Below are 1,318 nucleotides of genomic sequence, written 5' to 3' on the forward strand. Positions count from 1 at the left end.
GGCAATGACAGTCTGCGTAACGGGATCATCGATAATTTCAAGATAAAAGTTACCGCCCAATGAAACCCGGATTTTTATATTTCCGATTAAGCAGAAATTATTTTCGCAGTTTTTTAACTTCTCAATTGTTTCTTCTAATTTTGTCTCGTCTAATTTATCTAATACGTTTTCAAGGTCTTCCTGATCGATCTGAATGGTCTGATAAATCGCTTCATTCAGATTTTTGGTTGCGGCATATTCTATTTTGTAAGAATTTACAGATGACAAAACAATATTGCTTTCGGCATCTTTTACCTTCCAGGTATACGTTTTTTTGCCATTAGTATCTTCTGTAACAATAATTGAAACCGGCGACTGAGACAGGGTTCTTTGAGTATAATCTTTAATTCCCAGCAAACGTGCAATTCTTTTCTGTGCACCTGAAATATTTTTGGTATTCCAAATCTCAGAATCTGCAATCAATGTATAGTTATAGCCTAAACCACGGTCTTTACTCAAAGATTTGTATTCATTCAGGAAGCTTTGTTTATTACTTAAAACAATCTCGTCCGTAGAATTTCCGTACAGCGATTTCATTAAGAAACTATAATCGCTGAATGTTTCTGCAAAACGGGAAATCAAATGGTCTAAAATTTCGTTTCGGCGTTCTACGCTATTATCTAGCTCTTCATATAATGAATCTGTAAGCTGGTCATCATTATCGGTTGAGTAACCTGAAACCAACTCATCAAAACCTTTAATGTTTTTAAGAGCCTGCGTAAAATACGTTCTCTTTAGATCACCATTTACGCTTAACACTTCTTTTACTTTTTCAAGATGTTTAAAGTAGCCTGCAAGAATCTGATCAAAAAACAATAAATATCCTTTTAATTGTTTTGCCAATGCTTCTCTTTCAGGATTCTGGTTTCCTATGATTCCTGATGTTCCTACACCGTAAGTATCCGGAAATTCATTTAAAATAGTAGCGTAATTGGCTACGTCATAAGAAGTTCCCTGCGGTAAAACCAGCTCTTTATTTTGTCTTGCATCATCTCTGAGAACTTCTTCTTCTCTTTTAAGATTTTCCAGATAATTCTCTACTTTCTCTTTATTGATATTTAACGGAAGAGCACCTTTGCTGTAACTGAAAGAACTCAGCTCGCACAGTTCCGGTTTTCTGCCTTTTTCGATGCAGATCAGCCAGTCGTTGTTTTGTTTAATCATGCTGTCACATCCGGCAATAGAAATTTCATGAATTTCTTTGATGCCGTCAATTTTCATAATCTCACTAATGATATCCGAAAGACGAACTTCTTTTCTCAATTGGCTGTTTCTAAGC

At 35.4% G+C, this 1,318-nt stretch carries 1 pseudogene; it reads right to left on the reverse strand.

Annotated features, from left to right (window positions below):
- Nucleotides 1–1,318 (reverse strand): annotated as a pseudogene (locus tag AB4Y90_RS17920) (hypothetical protein); the annotation flags it as partial.

This window comes from Chryseobacterium sp. 2TAF14 (assembly GCF_052115105.1).
Lineage (GTDB): Bacteria > Bacteroidota > Bacteroidia > Flavobacteriales > Weeksellaceae > Chryseobacterium.